We start from the raw sequence: 20,303 nt of genomic DNA, 5'->3' as shown, positions 1-20,303 counted from the left end.
TTCCCACGCAGAGCGTGGGAACGATCGTTAGGTGGTCTGGCGATTGGCATACATCCGGCACTCCGCCAGCAATGCCAGCAAATTCGGATCCCGCTCTTTTGCCTTCAAAAACACCACCCCGATGTGCTGCTGCAACCGGTACTTCTCCTGCAACGGAATCAGCTTCACCCGGTTCTCGTACACCGCCGCAATCCTCCCCGGCAGCAACGCATAACCGACCCCGGAGCTGACCATGCTCAGCAGGGTGAAGATGTCGTTGACCTGCATCGCCACCTTCGGCTCGAATCCCGCCTGCCTGAACACCCGAATGCCGTCCTGATGGGTGGCGAAGCCTTGGGTGAGGGTGATGAAGGTTTCGTCGCGCACCTCCGCCAGATCCACTTCGCTGCGTTGGGCGAAGCGGGAATCGGCCGGGGTGGCGAGGAAGATGTCGTCGGAAAACAGCGGAATCTGTTCGCAGTCCGGGTCGTTGACGGTGTCGTCCAGCGACACCAGGATCGCGTCGACTTCCATGTTCTTCAGCTTGTAGAGCAGGTCGATGTTCGAGCCGAGGATCAGGTCGATGTTGAGTTCGCTGCGGCGGATCTTCAAACCCATGATCAGCTGCGGCACGGTTTTCACCGTCAGCGAATACAGCGAGCCTAGCTTGAAGCGCTCGGCCGAGAACCCGGCGGCTTCGCGGGTCAGGCGCACGCTTTCGACCACGTCCTGAATCAGTTTCTGCGCCCGCTCTTCGAGCACGTAGGCACTCTCCAGCGGCGTCAGGTTGCGTCCTTCGTGTTTGAACAACGGGCAGCGCAGGGCGCTTTCCAGCGAATGGATCGCGCGGTGCACGCTGACGTTGCTGGTCTGCAACTCGGCGGCGGCGCGGGCGAGGTTGCCGGTACGCATGAAGGCGAGGAACACCTCGAGTTTCTTCAGGGTCAATTCTTCGTCGATCAGCATGGCGCGGACTCTTCTTGGTATCGGTCGATTGTGCCCAAATATCAGGGCAGGTGCAGGCCCGCGTTGAACGGAAACATTGCGCTTTTACGCTCAAGGCCCGAGCCTTGCGCGCTGCGGTAAATGAAATCGAGGTGTGCGACACATGTATCACGGAGAAAAACTGAACGCCTGGACGCATCTGGTCGGGGCGGTAGCGGCGTTTGTCGGGGGCGTCTGGATGCTGGTGATTGCCAGCCTCGACGGCAGCCCGTGGAAGATTGTCAGCGTGGCGATTTACGCCTTCACCTTGCTGGTGCTCTACAGCGCGTCCACCGTTTACCACAGCGTGCGCGGGCGCAAGAAAGCGATCATGAAGAAGGTCGATCACTTTTCGATCTACCTGCTGATCGCCGGCAGTTACACGCCGTTCTGTCTGGTGACGCTGCGCGGGCCGTGGGGCTGGACGCTGTTCGGGATTGTCTGGGGGCTGGCGTTGATCGGCATCCTGCAAGAGATCAAGCCGCGCTCGGAGGCGCGGATCCTGTCGATCGTGATCTACGCGGTGATGGGCTGGATCGTGCTGGTGGCGGTCAAGCCGCTGATAGCAGCGCTCGGGACGGCGGGGTTTGCCTGGCTGGCGTCGGGTGGCGTGCTGTACACCGTGGGGATCATCTTCTTTGCCCTTGATCACCGGTTGCGACATGCCCACGGGATCTGGCATCTGTTCGTGATCGCCGGGAGCCTGCTGCACTTTGTGGCGATTCTGTTTTACGTCCTTTAATCGCAAATCCTGTGGGAGCGAGCTTGCTCGCGAAGGCGTCATTTCAATCGGCATCTTTGTTGACTGTTACACCGCTATCGCGAGCAAGCTCGCTTCCACAGGGGACCAAGGTTTGCAGTTGTATCTGTGCGCGGCTGCTGAATATCTGCAACAGGTCGCCGAGGGTATGTGGCGGTGGTTCGGTGGCACGAGTCACCGCGTACAGCGTGATCGGCAGCGGCGGGGCGAGAGGGCGGATAGTGGTGGTGGCCGATGAGGCACCGAGGGCGGTGAACGGGTCGATCACCGCCACTCCGGCGCCAGACTCCACCATCGCCCGCGCCAGCGAATACGTCTGCACGGCAATCCGCACCCGAGGCGGCGGCTCGACGGCTTCCAGATAACTGTCGAGCCGGGCGGCCAGTGGATCGGCGCTGGACAACCCGATCAGCGGCGCCCCGGCCAGTGCCATCAGTGGCAACGGCTGACCGGAGTCTTTCTCCGGCCAGTAACCTTTCGGCGCCAGCGCCACCAGCACCCCTGAGGCCAAAGCCCGGGCCTTCAGCCCCGGATGATCCGGCAACTGCAACGTCAGGGCCACGTCCACTTCGCGCATCAGCAGGTTCTGCATCAGCTCGCGGCTGTGGGCGCTCGACAGTTCGCAGGCGATGTCCGGAAATTGCGTCGTCCACTGCTGGATCGCCGGCGGCAGCAACGACAGCGCCAGCGCAGGGGTCGCGCCGATCCGCAGGCTGTGGCCGGGTTCTCGGCGCAGGCTCTGGGCCAGACGCCGCACGCCTTGCAGGCTTTCGGTGACCTTGTCCACTTCGCGTTCCAGCTCCAGCGCTTCCGGGGTCGCCTGCAACTTGCCGCGCACCCGCAGAAACAATGGAAAGCCCAATTGCTGCTCGGCGTGTTGCAGCACCTTGGTCACCGCCGGTTGCGAGACGTGCAGCAACTGCGCAGCGGCGCTGACCGAACCGGTCTGGCGAATGGCCTGGAAAATCTCGATATGACGAAGGCGCATGACGATCCCATAACCTTTGTTTATAGGTTTGGCATCTTTATTCATTGTTCGGCGCCTGTCACCTCACCCTAACCTCGGCCTCGTGTTCAAGAACGATTAAGGACGGACATGGCTCAGCGTGTGTGCATCATCGGCGGCGGCGTGATCGGGTTGGCAACGGCCTGGGCGCTGGTGCGCGACGGTTTCGAAGTGACAGTGGTCGAGGCGCGGCGGGCGCTGGGCAGCGAAACCAGTTTCGCCAACGGCGGCCAGTTGTCCTACCGCTACGTTGCGCCGCTGGCCGATGCCGGCGTGCCGTTGCAGGCGATCGGCTGGATGCTGCGCGGCGATTCACCGCTCAAGCTGCGCCCGCGCCTGGACCCGGCGCAATGGCTCTGGATGGCCTCGTTTCTCGCCGCGTGCCGCACCTCGGTCAACCGCGAAAACGCCGCGCATCTATTGCGTCTGGCGTTGTTCAGCCAGAGCACGCTGAAACGCTGGCGCGAGGACGACGGGCTCACCGGTTTCAACTGGCGACGCAACGGCAAACTGGTGACCTTCCGCAACGCCGCCAGCTTCGAGCATGCACGCAAAGGCCTGGCCGATCCGCAGCAACAACAGGTGTTGTCGGCCACCGAATGTGCGCAACTGGAACCGGCACTGAGCGAAGCGCCGTTTGTAGGCGCGATCTACACGCCGGATGAAGAAGTCGGCGATTGTCACGGCTTCTGCCAACAGTTGGCGGCGCGCTTGAAGGCGTCGGGCCGTTGCGAGTTTCGTCTCGGTCAGGCGGTTACCGGCATTCGTCACAGCCACGGCGCGGTCACGGCGATTGAGCTTGGCGACGAAACCCTGTCGGTCGAACAACTGGTGATCGCCGCCGGCCATCGCAGCCCGTTGCTGGCGCTGCCCGGCCTGCGCCTGCCGCTGTATCCGCTGAAGGGCTACAGCCTGACCGTGCCGATCGGCAGCGAGCATCGGGCGCCAGACGTGAGCATCACCGACTACGACCGCAAGATCGTCTACGCGCGCATCGGCGAACAACTGCGCGTGGCGGCAATGGTCGACATCGTCGGTTTCGACCCGGCGGTGGATCCCGAGCGACTGGCGCTGATCAAGCGCCAGGCCCGCGACACCTTTCCCGACGCCGGCAACTACGATGCGGCCGTCGAATGGGCCGGCATGCGCCCGGCCACCCCCACCGGCGTTCCGCTGTTGGGCGCCACGGCGTATCGCAACCTGTGGCTCAACCTCGGCCACGGTGCGCTGGGTTTCACCCTGGCCTGCGGCAGCGGGCAGTTGCTCAGCGAACTGATCGGCGAGCAGCGCACATCCATTGATCTGCACGGGTTCAATCCCCGTGCAGCGTGACGGTTTCTGCTAAAACACCCACCCACAACGGAGAATAACAATGCAAAAAATCACGTTGCTCGGCTGCACACTGGCGCTGGTTTTCGGCGCTCAGGCTCAGGCCAATGAAGTGCCGTTGACCGGTACGCTCGGCAAGATCGCCAGCGCCAACAGCATCACCCTGGGTTATCGCGATGCGTCGGTGCCGTTCTCGTATGTGGGCGATCACACCGGTCAGCCGATGGGGTATTCGGTGGAACTGGCGGACAAGATCGTCGAGCGCATCAAGCAGCAACTGGCGTTGCCGGAGCTGAAGGTGAAGTACAACCTGGTGACGTCGCAGACGCGGATTCCGCTGGTGCAGAACGGCACGGTCGACCTTGAATGCGGCTCTACCGGGGTGACGGCCGAACGGCAGAAGCAGGTCGCGTTCTCCTACGGTTTCATCTACGTCAAAGGGCAGTTGCTGACCGCCAAGGACAGCGGCATCCACAGCTTCGATGACCTGCGCGGCAAGAACGTGGTGACCACCGCCGGCACCACCAACGAGCGCTATCTGAAGAACTACAACCTCGACCATAAACTGAACATGTTCGTCATCAGCGCCAAGGATCACGGCGAGGCATTCCAGATGCTGCAATCAGGGCGTGCGGCGGCGTTTTACATGGACGATGCGCTGCTTTACGGCGAGCGGGCCAAGGCGCGCGATCCGCATAATTGGGTCGTGGTGGGAGAGGAGCAATCGCGGGAAATCTACAGCTGCATGGTGCGCAAGGATGATCCGCAGTTCCTCGCGCTGGTCAACGGTGTGTTGGCCGACCTGTACAGCTCGGGGGAGATCAACGGGATCTACCGCAGGTGGTTCGAACAACCGATCCCGCCGAAGGGACTGAACCTTGAGTTCCCGATGACCAGCGAACTCAAGGCAATCATCGCCAGACCGATCAGTGATCCGGTGCAGTGACGTGTTAGAAATCACCCCACAGTTGCTGCGCCACCGCCAGTGCCACAACCGGCGCGGTCTCGGTGCGCAGCACGCGCGGGCCGAGGCGGGCGGCGTGGAAGTCGTTGGCCTTGGCTTGCTCGACTTCGGCGTCGGACAAGCCGCCTTCCGGGCCGATCAGGAACGCCAGGGTCGATGGTTTGGCATGGCTGACCAGCGGCTCGGCCACTGGGTGCAGGACCAGTTTCAGTTCGGCTTCGGTCTGCTTCAGCCAGTCGGCCAGCAGCACCGGTGGATGAATCACCGGTACTCGCGAACGACCGCATTGCTCGCAAGCGCTGATCGCCACCTGTCGCCAGTGCAGCAGGCGTTTGTCGGCGCGTTCATCCTTGAGGCGGACTTCGCAGCGCTCGCTGAAGATCGGGGTGATTTCGGTCACGCCCAGTTCGGTGGCTTTCTGGATTGCCCAGTCCATCCGCTCGCCCCGGGACAGGCCCTGGCCGAGGTGGATTTGCAGCGGTGATTCGATTTGACCGGCGAACTGCTCGTCGATCTGCACCACCACGCGTTTCTTGCCGACTTCCACCAGCGATCCGCGAAACTCGTGGCCGGAACCGTTGAACATCTGCACCGCATCGCCCTCGGCCATGCGCAGCACGCGGCTGATGTAATGCGCCTGGGCTTCCGGCAGTTCGTGTTCGCCGGTGCTGAGCGGGGCGTCGATAAAGAAGCGGGACAGTCTCATGGTGGTTCTCTTTAAGTAGATCGTTCCCACGCTCTGCGTGGGAATGCCTCGTTGGACGCTCTGCGTCCGCTTTTGGGACGCGGAGCGTCCCGGGCTGCATTCCCACGCAGACGGTTCGACGCCTCGACGTGGGAACGAGTGAAGTAAGCCGAATCAGCCCGGATCACGGAACCCGGGATGGAAATCCTTCGGCACCGCCAAGCTGACGCTGTCACGAGTGGCAATGTCGATGCCTTCGCTGGCGACTTCGGCTAGGAAGTCGATCTGCTCCGGGGTGATCACGTACGGCGGCAGGAAATACACCACGCTGCCCAGCGGACGCAGCAACGCGCCACGCTCCAGCGCATGCTGGAACACCTTCAGACCGCGACGTTCCTGCCACGGATAGGCTTCTTTCGATGCCTTGTCCTTGACCATCTCGATCGCCAGCACCATGCCGGTCTGACGCACTTCCGAAACATTCGGATGATCCACCAGATGCGCCGTGGCTGAAGTCATGCGCTGGGCCAGCGCCCGGTTGTTTTCGATCACGTTGTCCTGCTCGAAAATATCCAGGGTCGCCAACGCCGCCGCACATGCCAGCGGGTTGCCGGTGTAGCTGTGCGAATGCAGGAAGGCGCGCAGGGTCGGGTAATCGTCGTAGAACGCGCTGTACACCTCGTCGGTGGTCAGGCACGCGGCCAACGGCAGATAACCGCCGGTCAGGGCTTTCGACAGGCACAGGAAGTCCGGACGGATGCCGGCCTGTTCGCAGGCGAACATCGTCCCGGTGCGGCCGAAGCCGACGGCGATTTCGTCGTGAATCAGGTGCACGCCGTAACGGTCGCAGGCCTCGCGCAGCAGCTTGAGATAGACCGGGTGGTACATGCGCATGCCGCCGGCGCCCTGGATAAGCGGCTCGACGATCACGGCCGCGACGCTCTCGTGGTTCTCGGCCAGGGTCTGCTCCATCGCCGCGAACATGTTGCGCGAGTGTTCTTCCCAGCTCATGCCCTGCGGGCGCAGGTAGCAATCCGGGCTCGGCACCTTGATGGTGTCCATCAGCAGGGCTTTATAGGTTTCGGTGAACAGCGGCACGTCACCGACCGACATCGCCGCCATGGTCTCGCCGTGGTAGCTGTTGGTCAGGGTGACGAAGCGCTTCTTGTTCGGCTGGCCGCGGTTGAGCCAGTAGTGAAAGCTCATTTTCAGCGCGACTTCGATGCAGGACGAACCGTTATCGGCGTAGAACACCCGGTTCAGGCCTTCCGGCGTCATCTTCACCAGACGCTCGGACAGCTCGATCACCGGCTGATGGCTGAAGCCGGCCAGAATCACGTGTTCCAGCTGATCGACCTGATCCTTGATGCGCTGGTTGATGCGAGGGTTGGCATGGCCGAACACGTTGACCCACCAGGAGCTGACCGCGTCCAGATAACGCTTGCCTTCGAAGTCTTCCAGCCAGACGCCTTCACCGCGCTTGATCGGGATCAGCGGCAGCTGTTCGTGGTCTTTCATCTGGGTGCAGGGATGCCACAGCACCGCGAGATCGCGTTGCATCCACTGGTTGTTCAGGCCCATGTTCAGTCTCCTCGAGGCGGCTCGCGTCAGGCGCGGGCAAACAATCGCGCAAGCCTATGCAATGCGTCGCGCCGGGACAACCCATTGTGTCGATTGAGCTACTTTGTATGGGCCGATAGACGTCGCTGGCGGCGTTTTGATGGCTGACGTATTCTTCGCGGTTCTTTGGGTCGTCTGACCCGCAAAACTGCATTTTCCTACGTGTTTTTCCGGAGTTCGCTGAATGTCTGTCGGTTGGCTGCGCGCCTGTGCGCTAGTGGTGTTGGGGCTGTTTAGCGTTACGGCGCTGGCCAAGGATAAAACCGCAATCGTGATCGGCGGCGGCCTGTCGGGCCTGACGGCGGCTTACGAACTGCAGAACAAGGGCTGGCAGGTCACACTGCTGGAAGCCAAGCCGAGCCTGGGCGGTCGCTCGGGCATGGCCACCAGCGAGTGGATCGGCAACGACAAAACTCAACCGGTGCTGAACAAGTACGTATCGACCTTCAAGTTGAACACCACGCCAGCGCCTGAATTCGTACGGACTCCGGGTTACCTGATCGACGGCGAGTATTTCTCCGCCGCCGACCTGACCACCAAACAGCCTGCTACGGCCGAAGCGCTGAAGCGCTACGAGAAAACCCGTGACGATCTGGCGCGTTCGATCGACGACCCGCAGAACCCGGCCGCGACCAACACCCTGCACGCCCTGGACCAGATCAACGTTTCGAGCTGGCTCGACAAGCAGAACCTGCCGGCCACCGCGCGTCAGCTGATCAACCAGGACATCCGCACCCACTACGACGAGCCTTCGCGCCTGTCGCTGCTGTACTTCGCGCAGCAGAGCCGGGTGTATCGCGGCGTGTCCGACCGTGACCTGCGCGCTTCGCGACTGGTCGGTGGCAGCCCGGTGCTGGCCCAGGCCTTCGTCAAACAGCTGAAAACCATCAAGACCGATTCGCCGGTGTCCGCCATCACCCAGGACAAGGACGGCGTGACCGTCAAGGTCGGCAGCGTGGGCTATTCGGCAGACTACGTCGTGCTGGCGGTGCCATTGCGCGCCCTCAACAAGATTCAGCTGACCCCGGCGCTGGATGCCCAGCACCTGGCTGCGATCAAGGGCACCAACTATGGCTGGCGCGACCAGATCATGCTGAAGTTCAAGACGCCTGTGTGGGAAAGCAAGGCGCGGATGTCCGGCGAGATCTACAGCAACACCGGTCTTGGCATGTTGTGGATCGAGCCAGCCCTGAAGGGCGGCGCGAACGTGGTGATCAACCTGTCCGGCGACAACGCCCGCGTCATGCAGGCCTTCGGCGACAAGCAGATGGTCGATCAGGTGCTGATTCGTCTGCACGCGTTTTATCCACAGGCCCGTGGCTCGTTCACCGGCTATGAAATCCGTCGCTACAGCACCGATCCATCGACCGGCGGTTCTTACCTCGCCTTCGGCCCTGGCCAGATCAGCAAATACTGGCGTCTGTGGGAGCGTCCGCTGCAACGCATAGCGTTTGCCGGCGAACACACCGACACCTTGTACCCGGGCACCCTGGAAGGCGCACTGCGCACCGGCCAGCGTGCGGCCAGTCAGGTTGAAGACCTGGCGGCGGGCAAATCCTTCGAACCGGCCAAAGTCGGCCCGGCAGCAGCCACCGCCGCAGCGGCAGGTGCAGCGGGTGCAGCCGTGGCGGCGAAGAAAGGCAACTTCTTCACCAACCTGTTCGGCGGTTCGGACGACGACAAGAAACCAGAGCCAGTAAAAGCGCCAGAGCCGGCGCCTGCTCCAGCCGCCCCAGCGCCTGCACCGACCCCGGCCCCTGCGCCAGCCCCGGTGGAAGCACCGAAGCCAGCGACTCCGGTAAAAGCCGAGCCAGCCAAGAAAGCGGCTGCCAAACCAGCAGCGAAGAAACCGGCGACCAAGACCGAAGCGAAAAAACCTGCAGCGAAACCTGCGGCGAAAAAAGCTGAACCGGCGAAGAAGTCAGCGGCCAAACCGGCGGCAACCACCGAGACGAAGGCTCAGTAACCTTCAGGCTTAAAAAAACGCGGCTCAATGGCCGCGTTTTTTTATATCTGAATCTTTGGCCGGTTTTTGAAGGACACCACAGTCCTACATACATCGTCGATCTATCGGATGCTTCCCACAGAAATACAGGAAAGAGGCGATTGAGGGCGCTTCAGCTTGATTCTATGTTCTTCAATAAATTTGGAGGGCGATATGAAAGCAGTGGTTCTGATTGCTATGTTGGTAGCATTGTCCGGCTGTGTGGATGGTCGGTTGGTACTTAAAGGCCATGATTCAGAGTTGGCCCATAAGTGTCGGATAGATCCATATAAGCCCGACTGTCTCGATCCACCACCGTTGTTCAAAAGTTCTTGAAGCCGGGTTTTCTTGCCACGGTTGGAGAAACCATTCAGGAAAACGTCCATTCATAAACTTCTATCCCGTCCGGCAGTTTTCTCAGCCATCTTGGTTTTGGCTTCGGGAGGCGGCCAGGAACGAAGCCGAAGCGCGCCCAGCGCACGCCTCCCGTGCGTTGGTCATAAATCACCAGATTTCCATCGTTCTGAATGACCAGACAAGTGTTGTACCAAAGCGATTTGTCGATGCTGTGTGTACTTTCGGCAATCCATAATCGTTTTCTCGAAGCATCATAAAGAAAACCGTTATTGCTGATCACAAACTGCAGGGGCTCACGCATTTTTTTCTGATGCAAAGTAATGCTATGAGCTTGGTGCGCATCTGCGATCCAGATTACAGCCTCTCCATCCTTGATTAACAAGTTGCCGTCGGCTTGCAATATCAAGCGGAATCGTCCGTTCTCGGATGTCAGAAACTGTCCGGGCGACATAGTCTGATTGGGCGGTAATACGGATGAGCCAATTGCTTGAAATGGGATGTAACGAATAGCCATGTTTTCCACCTTTGAGAGGAGTTATCGAGCACCCATTCAATCAAGGTGAAATACACAAGTGGCTATACATATTGCTTGGCTGAAACAATTTTTTCCTTGTCATTGCCCCTTCAGAGAAAACGGTCTTGCCCCGAGCGCGGCCCCTACGAGCTCAGCAGATTTCGCGCAACCTGCGCCTGACATCGCGACACAAAATCGTCTTTAATCTTTCCTTAACTCCCCTGTTCAAGACTCTTGATCGTATTTCTCGATATTTCAAAGCGAAATTTTCCGCTTTAATTCGATAGATAACTCGCTAGTCTTGGTTCGCAGTTCTCACAGGATTTGGGCAATGCAGCTACGTAACTCTTCTTCGCGCTACGGTTGGGTCAGCATCTTCATGCACTGGGGCGTGGCGCTGGTGGTCTTCGGGCTGTTCGCGCTGGGTCTGTGGATGGTGGGGCTGGATTACTACAGCACCTGGCGCAAAGACGCGCCGGATCTGCACAAGAGCATCGGTCTGGTGCTGCTGGGTGTGATGGTGTTGCGGGTGTTGTGGCGCTTTGTCAGCCCACCACCGCCAACGCTGCAAAGCTACAGCCGCATGACCCGCATCGGCGCCAAATTCGGCCATGGGTTTCTGTACCTTGCGCTGTTCGCCGTGATGATTGCCGGTTACCTGATTTCCACCGCAGACGGTGTCGGGATCCCGGTGTTTGGCCTGTTTGAAGTTCCTGCACTGGTTTCCGGACTACCGGATCAGGCAGATACCGCCGGTGTGATTCATCTCTGGCTGGCATGGGCGCTGGTAATTTTTTCCGGCCTTCATGCGTTGGCAGCATTGAAGCACCACTTTATCGATCGTGATGCGACCCTGACACGAATGCTGGGACGCAAAGCCTGATGTTCAACCTCGACTCCAAAGGAAAACAAAGCATGTTGAAAAAGACTCTGGCCGCTCTGGCAATCGGCTCTGCCGTCCTGTCCGCCAACGTGATGGCCGCTGACTATGTGGTTGATAAAGAAGGCCAGCACGCCTTCGTCGACTTCAAGATCAGCCACCTGGGCTACAGCTTCATCACCGGTACCTTCAAGGACATCGATGGCAAGTTCAGCTTCGACGCTGCCAAGCCTGAAGACAGCAAGATCGAGTTCAACGTGAACACCGCCAGCGTGTTCACCAACCACGCCGAGCGCGACAAGCACATCGCCAGCGCTGACTTCCTCAACGCCAGCAAGTTTGCCAAGGCGACCTTCGTCTCCACCAGCGTCAAGTCCACCGGTGCCAACACCGCTGACGTGACCGGCGACCTGACCATCCTGGGCGTCACCAAGCCAGTGGTCGTGAAGGCGACCTTCCTGGGCGAAGGCAAGGATCCATGGGGCGGCTACCGTGCCGGCTTCGAAGGCACCACCACCATCAAGCGTTCCGATTTCGGCAAGCAGAAAGACCTGGGTCCGAAGTCCGACGCGGTCGAGCTGTACGTTTCGTTTGAAGGTGTGAAAGCGAAGTAATTTTCGCCGGCCACACAAAAACGCCCCCGGTCTTGCGATCGGGGGCGTTTTTTATGGCCTGCCGTAACTCTCGTCTCGGCGGCGCGCAAAAAAAATGCCCCGGTTTTCAGGCCGGGGCATTTTTCATTGCAGTGGAAAACTCAGCGATTGCGGGTCAGCAAGGCCGGTTTTTCACCGCGTGGGCGGCTTGGCAGTTGATCCAGCTGCTCAGGCGTCGGGAAGCGGTCGGCTTTCGACTCCTTGTGCATGATCTTCGGTCCGCTGCTGCGCGGGTTCTGCACGGCCGGTTCAGCGCGTTGCTGATCGTCACGGGCCGGGCGGCGGTTGCGCGAGTTCTCATCGCGACGACCCTGACCGTCACGCGGGGCACCGTTGCGTGGGCCGCTGCGCTTGCCTGGCGGAGTGCCGGTGCTCGAACCGTTGCTGTTGCGTGGGCCGTTCTGGCGACCTTGTGGCTGACCGCCGCGTGGTGCGCCCGAACCTGCGCCTTGCGCCGGAGCGCCCGGGCGACGGTTGCGACCTCCGGCCGGCGCCTGCTTCGGCACGTAATCAACGCGGTTACCGAAGTTATCGATATCGTCGTCGAGGAACTCGTCCGGAGCACGGTCAGCTGCGGCGCGTGGCGGCTGGCTTGGCTGGCGCTGTTCGCGGGCCGGAGTGCCTTCACGCGGCTTTTGTTGACGGGCTGGACGCTCGCCACGCTCACCTGCCGGTTTTTCCTTGCCCTTGTCTTTGCCTTTGTCTTTACGACCGCCGCCACCGCCGCCGCCATTCGGGCCGTCGCCGCGTGGGCCACGGGCATTGCGCGGGTTGCGCATGTCCGGACGTTCGCGGGCTTCCGGCTTCTCGGCCTCGATGGTGCTGGCATCGAAGCCCATCAGGTCGCCGTCGGCGATTTTCTGCTTGGTCATGCGCTCGATGCTTTTCAGCAGTTTTTCTTCGTCCGGTGCGACCAGCGAGATCGCCTCGCCCGAACGACCGGCACGGCCGGTACGGCCGATACGGTGCACGTAGTCTTCATCGACGTTCGGCAGTTCGAAGTTGACCACGTGTGGCAACTGATCGATGTCCAGGCCACGGGCGGCGATGTCGGTGGCAACCAGGATGCGCACTTCACCGGCCTTGAAGTCGGCCAGGGCTTTGGTGCGGGCGTTCTGGCTCTTGTTGCCGTGGATCGCCACAGCCGGCAGGCCGTGCTTGTCCAGGTACTCGGCCAGACGGTTGGCGCCGTGCTTGGTGCGGGTGAACACCAGCACCTGTTCCCACGCGCCGGCGGTGATCAGGTGGGCCAGCAGCGCACGTTTGTGGCTGGCCGGCAGACGGAACACGCGTTGCTCGATGCGCTCGACCGTGGTGTTTGGCGGCGTCACTTCGATGCGTTCCGGGTTGTGCAGCAGCTTGCCGGCAAGGTCGGTGATGTCTTTGGAGAAGGTCGCCGAGAACAGCAGGTTCTGACGCTTGGCCGGCAGACGCGCGAGGACTTTCTTCACGTCATGGACGAAGCCCATGTCGAGCATGCGGTCAGCTTCGTCGAGCACGAGGATTTCAACGTGGGACAGATCGACGCTGCCCTGGCCGCACAGGTCGAGCAGACGACCCGGGCACGCAACGAGGACGTCCACGCCACGGGACATGGCCTGAACCTGTGGATTCATGCCGACGCCGCCGAAGATGCAGGCACTGACGAATTTCAGGTCGCGGGCGTAGATCTTGAAGCTGTCGTGAACCTGGGCCGCGAGTTCGCGGGTCGGGGTCAGGACCAGCACGCGCGGCTGGCGCGGGCCGTGACGCTGGGATTTGTCCGGGTGGCCGTTGGGGAACAGCCGCTCCAGGATCGGAAGGGCGAAACCGCCGGTTTTACCGGTACCTGTCTGTGCCGCAACCATCAGGTCGCGACCTTGCAACACGGCGGGAATGGCCCGCTGTTGCACCGGAGTAGGCTCGGTATAGCCCGCATCTTCGATAGCGCGGACCAAAGCCTCGGAGAGACCGAGGGAAGCAAAGGACATGAGTAATCCTGTTTCAGTTAGGGCTTGGCCCAATGGGAGTCTTGCCTGGCGCGAATGGCGTTTAAGAGGACGCAATCCCGTCCGGTCCTGCTGCAGTTCCGAAGGCACGTCCGGAGCGCTCGCGCGGGCTGAAAAGCTGCGCTGTAGCGGGTCGGGAGGCCTGTTACGGTTCCGGGCGTCCGGGCGTGAGCCTGGCGGGAACGCCGGAGTATAACAGAGCAATCACTGCGCGCCGCTTTCCTGCTGCTCAACGGTTTTGCCGCTGGCGGTGGCGGTGCCCAGCGGCGCCGTCAGAGCGGGGGCCGCGCCGTAGCGGGCGCTGAGCTCGGCATAGGCCGGTTCGCGCTTGAAACGCTTGAGTTCCGCGCCGAAGCGCTGCACCAGCAAATCCATCCCGGCATTGCGCCGCACGGCCAGAAACTGGCTCTGGCGGCTGATGACCGTGGGGTTTTCCGTGATCTTGTCGCGAATGCCCAGTTCATCGAGCAAATGCTGACCCACACGGCGATCGGTGATCAGCAGGTCGATGCGCCCGCGCACCAGTTTGCCGAAGTTGGCTTCGTGGGTCGGTGCCGGTTCCCGAGTGAACAGGGTCGATTCGCGAAAGTCCGGGCTGTACAGATAGCCCGGCGAGGTGCCGACCGTCAGGCCCTTGAGGTCTTCAAGGCTGTGAAAAGGATGCGGTCGCTCGTTGGCATAGAACATCACGAACTCGACGTCCGACAGCGGTTCGCTCGGGTAGAGCAGGGTGGCGTCGCGTTCGTCGCTGTGGAAGATGTCCAGTGCGCCGTCGGCCTGGCCGGTTTCGAGCATCGACAGGCAGCGTTTCCACGGCAGGAACTGCCATTCGACTTCGATGCCCAGGCGCTTGAACACGATGGCGGTGGTTTCGTAGTCCAGACCGAGGTTCTTGCCGCCCTGTTCATAGACGTACGGCGCCCACGGTTCGGTGACGATACGCAGCTTCTCGCCCCGAGCCGCAAAGCTCAGGCAAGCAAAAACCAGCACGGCGAATAACTGCGTGATCAAAGGCATGGCTTGAGATTACGACGAGAAACGGCAAAGAGCCAGAAACTGGCCGTAGAAGCTCTGTTTCGGGCGTTAAAAGCAAAAGATCGCAGCGGCGAAAACGCTGTTGGCGTTGTCGCGGCTGCGATCTTCTGGTCTTGCGGTGACGTCTTTTTAGCGCGGCAGCTTCAGGTTGTTCCAGATCGCCAGGCTCGGTTCGGCCTGGTTCATGGAATAGAAGTGCAGGCCAGGCGCGCCGCCTTGCAGCAGGCGTTCGCACATCTCGCTGACGACCTGTTCGCCAAAGCGCTGAATGCTTTGGCTGTCATCGCCGTAGGCTTCCAGCTGCTTGCGGATCCAGCGCGGGATTTCCGCACCGCAGGCATCGGAGAAGCGCGCGAGCTTGCTGTAGTTGGTGATCGGCATGATCCCCGGCACGACCGGAATGTCCACGCCCAGCGCCTGCAAACGGTCGACAAAGTAGAAGTAGCTGTCGGCGTTGAAGAAGTACTGGGTGATCGCGCTGTCGGCGCCGGCACGGGCCTTGCGCACGAAGTTGGCGAGATCGTCTTCGTAATTGCGCGCTTGCGGATGCATCTCCGGGTAAGCGGCAACTTCGATGTGGAAATGATTGCCGGTTTCTTCACGAATGAATTCAACCAGTTCATTGGCGTGACGCAGCTCGCCGCTGGTCATGCCCATGCCGGATGGCAGGTCACCGCGCAGGGCGACGATGCGCTTGATGCCGGCAGCCTTGTACTCGTTCAGCAGGCCGCGCAGGTCGTCCTTGCTGTCGCCGACGCACGACAGGTGCGGGGCGGCGGGGATTTTGACTTCGCTTTCCAGCTGCAACACGGTGTTCAGCGTGCGGTCACGGGTCGAACCGCCAGCGCCGTAGGTGCAGGAAAAGAAATCAGGGTTGTAAGTGGCCAGCTGACGGGCAGTGGCGAGCAGTTTTTCATGCCCAGCATCGGTCTTGGTCGGGAAGAACTCGAAGCTGTAGCGACGGTCTTGGGACATGGAGGGGACCTCCAGCTACAAGCTGCAAGCTTCAAGCTGCAAGAGCAGCGGAGGTGCGCTGGTCTCTTGTGCCTGAAGCTTGCGGCCTGACACTGTTTTGACAAATAGGGGCAGAGCTTTCGGGCTTCGCGCGGCAAGCTCGGCTTGTGGCCTTGCTTGCCGCTTGAAGCTTGAAGCTCGCAGCTGCTCTTAGTAGCGGTAAGCGTGCGGCTTGAACGGGCCTTCGACGGTCACGCCGATGTAGTCAGCCTGTTGCTTGGTCAGTTGAGTGACCACGCCGCCGAAGCCGCGAACCATTTCCAGGGCCACTTCTTCGTCGAGTTTCTTCGGCAGTACTTCAACGGTCAGGCGCTCGGCTTTCTGGGCTGGCGACAGGTCGGCGTACTTCTGGCCGAACAGGAAGATCTGGGCCAGAACCTGGTTGGCGAACGAACCGTCCATGATGCGGCTTGGGTGACCGGTAGCGTTGCCCAGGTTCACCAGGCGGCCTTCGGCCAGCAGGATCAGGTAGTCGTCGTTCTGAGCGTCGAAAGCGCCCGGGCCGGTACGGTGGATCTTGTGTACCTGTGGCTTCACTTCTTCCCATGCCCAGTTCTTGCGCATGAAAGCGGTGTCGATTTCGTTGTCGAAGTGACCGATGTTGCAGACAACGGCGCGCTTCTTCAGGGCTTTGAGCATGTTTGCGTCGCAAACGTTGACGTTACCGGTGGTGGTCACGATCAGGTCGATCTTGCCCAGCAGCGCTTTGTCGATGCTTGCTTCGGTGCCGTCGTTGATACCGTCGATGAACGGCGAAACCAGTTCGAAACCGTCCATGCACGCTTGCATGGCGCAGATCGGGTCGACTTCGGAGACTTTAACGATCATGCCTTCCTGACGCAGGGACTGGGCCGAACCCTTGCCCACGTCACCGTAGCCGATGACCAGCGCTTGCTTGCCGGAGAGCAGGTGGTCGGTACCACGCTTGATGGCATCGTTCAGGCTGTGACGGCAGCCGTACTTGTTGTCGTTCTTGGACTTGGTCACCGAGTCGTTGACGTTGATGGCCGGGATTTTCAGCTCGCCCTTGGCCAGCATGTCCAGCAGACGGTGTACGCCGGTGGTGGTTTCTTCGGTCACGCCGTGAACGCGGTCCAGAACCTGTGGGTACTTGTCGTGCAGCAGCTGGGTCAGGTCGCCGCCGTCGTCGAGGATCATGTTGGCGTCCCATGGCTGGCCATCCTTCAGGATGGTTTGCTCCAGGCACCACTCGTACTCTTCTTCAGTCTCGCCTTTCCAGGCGAAAACCGGGATGCCGGCAGCAGCGATGGAAGCAGCGGCCTGGTCCTGAGTCGAGAAGATGTTGCAGGACGACCAGCGTACTTCGGCACCCAGGGCAACCAGGGTTTCGATCAGCACGGCAGTCTGAATGGTCATGTGGATGCAGCCGAGGATTTTTGCGCCTTTCAAAGGCTGCTCGGAAGCGTACTTGCGACGCAGACCCATCAGGGCCGGCATTTCCGACTCGGCGATGATGGTTTCGCGACGGCCCCAGGCAGCCAGGGACATGTCGGCAACTTTGTAATCGTTAAAATCTGCAGGCGTGATAACAGCGCTCATGAAGAGCCTCCATTCGTAATGTATGCGAATGGGCGCCGTTGTGCGTTTAGTGTCCGGCCTGAGCCGGTCAACGCCCCATCCGAGCCTGACAGGTTGAACCTGCTGCAGCGCCCCTCGGACAGGTGGCGGGAAAACGGTATCAAGTGAACGTTACCGTTTTGAAACGGGGGCGATTATAGCCGTCTAGACTGATCTTCCAAAGGGTTTCTGTCGGCCAGATGAAGATCGCCAATCGCGACCATAGTAGAAGCCTCATGGAGCATGACCGCTCAGTCTGCCAAGATGGCGCCATCATTCGGCAAGACGCTCAGGAGTGAAGATGAATTTCCACACCCGCAAGTGGGTAAAACCCGAAGACCTCAACCCCAACGGCACCCTGTTCGGCGGCAGCCTGCTGCGCTGGATCGACGAAGAAGCGGCGATCTACGCCATCGTTCAACTGGGCAACCAGCGCGTGGTGACCAAGTACATTTCCGAGATCAACTTCGTCAGCGCCTCGCGCCAGGGCGACATCATCGAACTGGGCATCACCGCCACCGAGTTCGGCCGCACCTCGATCACCCTGACCTGCGAAGTGCGCAACAAGATCACCCGCAAGAGCATCCTGACCGTCGAGAAGATGGTCTTCGTCAACCTCGGCGAAGACGGCTTGCCGGCCCCGCACGGGCGGACCGAAATCAAGTACGTCAAAGACCAGTTCAAGGATGAAACACCCGTAACCGAGTAATCGCACCACCCTGGCGAACGGAAGCCGAGCGGCGCGTGTCGTAGCCTTATGACCCCGCCACCGGTTTCCCGCCATGACCACCCCAACAGACGGCAAGACCCCCGACCTCTCGGCCAAGGAACAACACGAAGTCGAGAAAAACCAGCCGCCCCGGGCGGCGGTCCTGCATGAAATCATCCGCAAACAGGGCGACCAGGAACTGGAGCGCAGCATCGCCGCACTGTGGTGGTCGGCACTGGCGGCCGGGCTGACGATGGGCCTGTCGCTGATGGGCATGGGCCTGCTCAACTCGCGTCTGCCCGAGGGCGACGAATTCAAGGTGATTGCCAGCTTCGGCTACTGCGCGGGTTTTCTCGCAGTGATCCTCGCCCGCCAGCAACTGTTCACCGAAAACACCCTGACCGCCGTGCTGCCGGTGATGACCAAACCGACGATCCGCAATTTCGGCCGGCTGATCCGGCTCTGGACGGTGGTGCTGTTCGGCAACCTGTGCGGGACGATTCTGGTGGCGTACGTGATGCTCGAACTGCCGATTTTCGACAGCAAAACCGACGAGGCCTTCCTCGAAATCGGCCGCAAGGTCATGGAGAACCACGCGAGTCAGATGTTCGCCAAGGGCATCGTCTCGGGCTGGATGATCGCCACCATGGTCTGGATGATCCCGTCCATGGAAAGCGCGAAGATGTGGATCATCATCCTCATCACCTATCTGATGGCACTGGGCGATTTCACTCACATCGTGGTGGGGTCGGCGGAGGTGTCGTATCTGGTGTTTGCCGGCGAGTTGCCGTGGAGTGATTTCTGGGCGGTGTTTGCCGGGCCGACCCTGGCGGGGAACATCATCGGCGGCAGTTTTATTTTTGCCCTGATCAGTCATGCACAGATCCGCAGTGAAAGCGGTGCGCCGAAGGAATCTGCGGATCAGGCCGAAAAGCCCGATCCGCAGCGGATCAAGAAATGATCAGTGGTGCGCGGGCTCGGCAGCGGTCACCGGCTCATCGCGGGTTGCGTGCTTGACCAGTTTGCCGATGGTCAGGCCCTGCAACAGGATCGACGACAGCACCACGATGTAAGTGATGCTCAGCAGCAGATCGCGCTCCGGGCCCAGTGGCAAGGCCAAGGCCAATGCCACCGAAACACCGCCGCGCAAACCACCCCAGGTCAGGATCCGGATCGTACCGCGCGGCACCGTGCGCCAGCGCCGCAGCAAGACGATGGCCGGGGCCACGGTGAGCAGCCGCGACAGCAGAATCGCCAGCGCCAGCAGACTTGCCGCCGCCACGTGCAACCAGTTGAACGGCAGCAGCAACAGCTCCATCCCGATCAGGGCGAACAGCAAGGCGTTGAGCATGTCGTCGAGCAATTCCCAGAAACCGTCCAGGTATTTGCGCGTCATGTCGTTCATCGCCAGGTTGCGACCGAGGTTACCGATGATCAGCCCGGCGACCACCATCGCAATCGGCGCCGAGACGTGCAGCTCGGTGGCCATTGCTGAACCACCGATCACCAGCGCCAAAGTCAGCATGACTTCGATCTGGTGCTGCTCGATGCTCTTGATCATCAGGTACACCAGATAACCGATCAGCCCGCCGAACAGCACGCCGCCGATGGCTTCATGGGCAAACAGCATGGCTGTGGCGCCGACGGTCGGGGTTTCACCCAGTTGCGCGATGCCCAGCAGCACGGTGAACACCACCACGGCGGTGCCGTCGTTGAACAGCGATTCGCCGACGATGGTGGTCTTCAGCGGCTTCGAGGCGTTGGCCGTACGCAGCACGCCGAGTACCGCAATCGGGTCGGTCGGGGAAATCAGCGCGCCGAACAACAGGCAGTAGAGGAAGCTCACGTGCCAGCCGAACAGGGCAAAAATGTAATAGGCGAGGCTGCCGATCACGGCGGTGGCGATCAGTACGCCGAAGGTCGCCAGCAGGCCGATCGGCCAGCGGTAGCTGCGCAGGTCGTTCAGGTTGACGTGCAAGGCGCCGGCGAACAGCAGGAACGACAGCATCCAGTTCATCAGCAGATCGCCGAAGTCGATCTGGCCGATCAGTTGCTGTACACGCTCTTCGAGGCCGGGGTAACCGAGCAGGCTCAGGCCTTGCAGCAACAGGGAAAACATCAGTGCGGTAACCATCACGCCGATGGTCGGGGGCAGGCCGATGAAGCGGAAATTCACGAAAGTGAGGAGGGTGGTGAGGCAGATGAAAGCGGCGACGAGTTCAAGCATCCGGGGTCCTTTGGATGGGGGGTGAAAGACAGCGCGC

General features: G+C 60.9%; 18 protein-coding genes and 1 riboswitch. Of the genes, 8 read left to right on the top strand and 10 right to left on the bottom strand.

Going from position 1 to position 20,303, the window contains the following annotated elements; all coding sequences use genetic code 11:
• Window positions 1-27: 27 nt before the first annotated feature.
• Window positions 28-945 (bottom strand): LysR substrate-binding domain-containing protein, encoded by a 918-nt coding sequence (locus tag LOY31_RS27215; protein ID WP_074690186.1) that lies wholly within the window; start codon window positions 943-945, stop codon window positions 28-30.
• 142 nt (window positions 946-1,087) lie between these two features.
• Between LOY31_RS27215 and LOY31_RS27210 the strand changes: the two genes are divergently transcribed.
• Window positions 1,088-1,705 (top strand): PAQR family membrane homeostasis protein TrhA, encoded by a 618-nt coding sequence (locus LOY31_RS27210; RefSeq protein WP_011336351.1) that lies wholly within the window; start codon window positions 1,088-1,090, stop codon window positions 1,703-1,705.
• Between the two features lie 43 nt (window positions 1,706-1,748).
• Here LOY31_RS27210 and LOY31_RS27205 read toward each other — a convergent pair whose 3' ends face one another.
• Window positions 1,749-2,711, bottom strand: a complete 963-nt coding sequence (locus LOY31_RS27205) for a LysR family transcriptional regulator (protein WP_258712493.1) — start codon at window positions 2,709-2,711, stop codon at window positions 1,749-1,751.
• A gap of 108 nt (window positions 2,712-2,819) precedes the next feature.
• Between LOY31_RS27205 and LOY31_RS27200 the strand changes: the two genes are divergently transcribed.
• Together LOY31_RS27200 and LOY31_RS27195 are read left to right on the top strand one after the other, a co-directional pair.
• Window positions 2,820-4,061 (top strand): D-amino acid dehydrogenase, encoded by a 1,242-nt coding sequence (locus LOY31_RS27200; RefSeq protein ID WP_258712492.1) that lies wholly within the window; start codon window positions 2,820-2,822, stop codon window positions 4,059-4,061.
• 40 nt (window positions 4,062-4,101) lie between these two features.
• Complete coding sequence (locus LOY31_RS27195) at window positions 4,102-5,004, top strand: transporter substrate-binding domain-containing protein (protein ID WP_221535399.1); 903 nt, start codon at window positions 4,102-4,104, stop codon at window positions 5,002-5,004.
• Between the two features lie 4 nt (window positions 5,005-5,008).
• Here the strand turns inward: LOY31_RS27195 and LOY31_RS27190 are convergent, their stop codons facing one another.
• Window positions 5,009-5,728 carry a 16S rRNA (uracil(1498)-N(3))-methyltransferase gene (locus LOY31_RS27190; RefSeq protein WP_258712491.1) on the bottom strand — a complete coding sequence of 240 codons (720 nt, stop codon included), beginning with the start codon at window positions 5,726-5,728 and terminating at the stop codon, window positions 5,009-5,011.
• Window positions 5,729-5,881: 153 nt separating this feature from the next.
• Window positions 5,882-7,288, bottom strand: a complete 1,407-nt coding sequence (locus tag LOY31_RS27185; protein WP_258712490.1) for an adenosylmethionine--8-amino-7-oxononanoate transaminase — start codon at window positions 7,286-7,288, stop codon at window positions 5,882-5,884.
• Between the two features lie 223 nt (window positions 7,289-7,511).
• Here LOY31_RS27185 and LOY31_RS27180 point away from each other — a divergent pair, with 223 nt between their 5' ends.
• Complete coding sequence (locus LOY31_RS27180) at window positions 7,512-9,293, top strand: flavin monoamine oxidase family protein (protein WP_258712489.1); 1,782 nt, start codon at window positions 7,512-7,514, stop codon at window positions 9,291-9,293.
• A gap of 388 nt (window positions 9,294-9,681) precedes the next feature.
• Here the strand turns inward: LOY31_RS27180 and LOY31_RS27175 are convergent, their stop codons facing one another.
• Window positions 9,682-10,182 (bottom strand): hypothetical protein, encoded by a 501-nt coding sequence (locus LOY31_RS27175; RefSeq protein WP_258712488.1) that lies wholly within the window; start codon window positions 10,180-10,182, stop codon window positions 9,682-9,684.
• 331 nt (window positions 10,183-10,513) lie between these two features.
• On the opposite strand from LOY31_RS27175, the gene LOY31_RS27170 reads away from it, so the two are divergent.
• On the top strand, window positions 10,514-11,065 hold the full coding sequence (locus LOY31_RS27170; protein ID WP_007959675.1) for a cytochrome b: 552 nt from the start codon (window positions 10,514-10,516) through the stop codon (window positions 11,063-11,065).
• A gap of 32 nt (window positions 11,066-11,097) precedes the next feature.
• On the top strand, window positions 11,098-11,676 hold the full coding sequence (locus tag LOY31_RS27165; RefSeq protein WP_045121911.1) for a YceI family protein: 579 nt from the start codon (window positions 11,098-11,100) through the stop codon (window positions 11,674-11,676).
• Between the two features lie 140 nt (window positions 11,677-11,816).
• On the opposite strand, the gene LOY31_RS27160 is transcribed toward LOY31_RS27165, so the two are convergent.
• The 4 genes from LOY31_RS27160 to ahcY form a co-directional block, all read right to left on the bottom strand.
• The gene (locus tag LOY31_RS27160) at window positions 11,817-13,685 is read right to left on the bottom strand and encodes a DEAD/DEAH box helicase (RefSeq protein ID WP_221535403.1); all 1,869 of its coding nucleotides are present in this window, start codon (window positions 13,683-13,685) and stop codon (window positions 11,817-11,819) included.
• Window positions 13,686-13,907: 222 nt separating this feature from the next.
• Complete coding sequence (locus tag LOY31_RS27155) at window positions 13,908-14,720, bottom strand: ABC transporter substrate-binding protein (protein WP_258712487.1); 813 nt, start codon at window positions 14,718-14,720, stop codon at window positions 13,908-13,910.
• A 147-nt stretch (window positions 14,721-14,867) separates the two neighbouring features.
• Complete coding sequence (metF, locus tag LOY31_RS27150; protein ID WP_085608882.1) at window positions 14,868-15,713, bottom strand: methylenetetrahydrofolate reductase [NAD(P)H]; 846 nt, start codon at window positions 15,711-15,713, stop codon at window positions 14,868-14,870.
• A gap of 189 nt (window positions 15,714-15,902) precedes the next feature.
• The gene (ahcY, locus tag LOY31_RS27145; protein ID WP_007959684.1) at window positions 15,903-17,312 is read right to left on the bottom strand and encodes an adenosylhomocysteinase; all 1,410 of its coding nucleotides are present in this window, start codon (window positions 17,310-17,312) and stop codon (window positions 15,903-15,905) included.
• Between the two features lie 23 nt (window positions 17,313-17,335).
• Window positions 17,336-17,434, bottom strand: a riboswitch (S-adenosyl-L-homocysteine riboswitch).
• Window positions 17,435-17,631: 197 nt separating this feature from the next.
• Here ahcY and LOY31_RS27140 point away from each other — a divergent pair.
• The gene (locus LOY31_RS27140; protein WP_007959686.1) at window positions 17,632-18,039 is read left to right on the top strand and encodes an acyl-CoA thioesterase; all 408 of its coding nucleotides are present in this window, start codon (window positions 17,632-17,634) and stop codon (window positions 18,037-18,039) included.
• A gap of 73 nt (window positions 18,040-18,112) precedes the next feature.
• Window positions 18,113-19,000, top strand: coding sequence for a formate/nitrite transporter family protein (locus LOY31_RS27135; RefSeq protein WP_258712486.1), 888 nt, complete (start codon window positions 18,113-18,115; stop codon window positions 18,998-19,000).
• Here LOY31_RS27135 and LOY31_RS27130 read toward each other — a convergent pair whose 3' ends face one another.
• On the bottom strand, window positions 19,001-20,266 hold the full coding sequence (locus LOY31_RS27130) for a sodium:proton antiporter (RefSeq protein WP_039767965.1): 1,266 nt from the start codon (window positions 20,264-20,266) through the stop codon (window positions 19,001-19,003).
• Window positions 20,267-20,303: the final 37 nt, after the last annotated feature.

It is taken from the genome of Pseudomonas sp. B21-021, from assembly GCF_024749205.1.
Taxonomy (GTDB): Bacteria; Pseudomonadota; Gammaproteobacteria; order Pseudomonadales; family Pseudomonadaceae; genus Aquipseudomonas; species Aquipseudomonas paraglycinae.
The sequence above is the reverse complement of the archived record's forward strand: the minus strand, read 5'-3'. Positions and strand labels throughout refer to the sequence as shown.